This is a genomic window from Streptomyces incanus (genome assembly GCF_042656345.1).
GTDB classification, from domain to species: Bacteria; Actinomycetota; Actinomycetes; order Streptomycetales; family Streptomycetaceae; genus Streptomyces; species Streptomyces incanus.
This window is the reverse complement of sequence record NZ_JBHSPC010000106.1, coordinates 1-2,255: the sequence shown is the minus strand read 5'-3', so window position 1 is coordinate 2,255 and position 2,255 is coordinate 1. Positions and strand designations below refer to the sequence as shown.

At 71.8% G+C, this 2,255-nt stretch carries 2 protein-coding genes; both read right to left on the bottom strand.

The window, feature by feature from the left end; all coding sequences use genetic code 11:
* On the bottom strand, nt 1-1,084 hold a 1,084-nt coding region (locus ACFP2V_RS30460), incomplete at its 3' end, for an MBL fold metallo-hydrolase (protein WP_381218524.1).
* 83 nt (nt 1,085-1,167) lie between these two features.
* Nucleotides 1,168-2,139, bottom strand: coding sequence for a serine hydrolase (locus ACFP2V_RS30455; protein WP_381218523.1), 972 nt, complete (start codon nt 2,137-2,139; stop codon nt 1,168-1,170).
* Nucleotides 2,140-2,255 lie beyond the last annotated feature (116 nt).

Genomic DNA, 2,255 nt, shown 5'->3' with positions numbered 1-2,255 from the left:
GGGTTCCGGGGCCCTTGTCTCTCCGGTCGCTTCCGGGGCGCATGTCCCCGTCGTACACGGTGCGGTAGTCCGGGACGACGGTCCGCGTCGCCGGGGACGCCTTCTCGACCTGGGTGAGGAACGCTTCCAGGTCCATCGACGGGTCTCGTACGGGGGAACCGCTCAGTGGCACTTCGAAGTTGTCCCAGTGGACGGGGACGACGACGCCGGGGTGGTCCAGCGCGCGCAGCAGCCGGGGTACGTACCGGTGGGTGGCGGTGCCGGCGGGTACGGCGATCATCGCGAGGTCGGGGCGCAGGCCCCTCACCGCCCGTTCGGAGAAGTCACTGGCACCCATGAGGAACGCCGACGGGCCGCTGTCCCCGGCCGTCACCTGGAAGGCGAGGGTGTCGCCCTCCGGCAGGTCCGCGATGCTGCTCGGGGTCGTCGCGGGCGGGGCGTTCAGGGTGCCCGGGGCGAAGTAGGCGCACTTCTTGTTGCGGCTGTGCAGGCTCGGCACGACCTCCACGGTGATCCCGCCGAAGTCCAGCACCTCACCGCCCTTCACCACGGAGATCTGTCCCGCGTCGACCCCCAGGGCGACCAGCAGGTGGTACGTGGTCTCGGTGCCGACGACGTGGGCGCCGGTGGTCCTGGCGATGTGCGGCACGTCGCCGAGGTGGTCCCAGTGGGAGTGGCTGACCAGGACGAGTTCGGGGCGGCCGATGTGCGCGGCCACGACCTCCGGCCGGGTCCGCAGGCGGGTCCCCGGGTCGAAGGCGCCGTCGAAGAGGCCCGTGGGGAAGCGGGTGAGGTACGGATCGAAGAGTACGGTCCGGTCGCCGACGTCGATACGCCAGCCGGCGGTGCCGAGCCAGCGCCATGATGCCGAGCCGGTGGCTCGGCCACTGCCACGGGCGGCGGTGGCGGCCGTGGCAGTGGCGGTGGCGGTGGCGGTCGTGGCGGTGGCGGCCGTGGCGGTGCCGGCCGGGATCAGCGGGGTGGCCGCGCCGAGCGCGGCGCCGCGCAGCACCGTACGACGGTCGAGGCCGCGACGGAAAGGCGCGTCCGGTCGGTCTGTGGCGCGTGTGTCCTGGTGGGTCATGGCGTCAGGAGATCAGGGCGTCAACTCCCTCGTCCAAGACCGGAATTCGGCTATGCCGATATGCGAACGCATATGCGCTCCGGTCACCGGCCGTCGCCGCGGAGGAAGCCGACCGCGATTCCGGCGGCCCTGCCGGTCGCGGCGTCCACTGTGGGACGAGAAGCGGTCAGGTCGTGCGTGCGGGCGAAGACGGCGATCGCGTAGCACTCGCCGTCGGGGTAGCGGGCGACGCCCGCCTCCATGTGCAGTCCCGGCAGGGTTCCGGTCTTGGCCGCGACCGTGACGTCGTCCGGGAAGCCCGACACCAGCCGGTGCCGGAAGACTTGACGCTCCATCAAGTCACGTACGAATGAACAGGCTTCGGGCGGGCCGGCAGCGTCGGTCCAGATGAGCCGGAGCAGCCGGGTGATCTCGCGGGGTGTGCTCGCCGTGGTGCGGTGGGGATCCAGCACGGCCAGCCGTCTCTTGCGGTCGTCCGGCAGGGCGGGATAGCGGACGGCGAAGTCCCGCTCGTCGCATGCCCCGACCTCCGCGAGCATGGACTCCAGCAGGTCTCGCGGTCCGCCCACGATCCGGGTCCGGTCCAGTCCGAGTTCCTGCGCGAGCAGTCGTACGGTGTCCGGGCCGACGCGGGCCAGCAACAGGTCGGCTGCCGAGTTGTCGCTGACCGACATCGCGAAGTGGGCCAGGTCGCGCAGCGACAGCTCGACGTCGTCCAGACAGCCGGCGGTCCCCCAGCCGCCGAGCCGGTCGGCCGCGGTCACCCGCACCCGCTCCCGCGGGTCCAGCTGGCCGGCGGCGACCTGCCGGGCGAACTCCAGGACCAGCAGTACCTTGAAGATCGAGGCGATCACGACAGGGTCGTCGGCGCCGATACCGACCTCACGCCCACCCGACTCCGCACCGGCCCCTGCACCGGACTTCACGCCCCTCTCGGCGCCCGTCTCAGCGCTCGTCTCCCCGACGGTCCCCGCAGGCCCGTGGACCGGGATCGCGTGCAGCCGGCCTTCGGCCCCCGCCTCGGCGAAGACCTGTCGGATCCGCTCCTCGATCACTGTTTCCCCTCGGCCGTCGGCCCGTCCCGGTCGGTGGTCCCGTCCCGGTCGGTGGTCGGGGGTTCCCCCCGAGAAGTGGACACCAGTTCGTGTTGTTATGCGGCGAGTGTCATGTT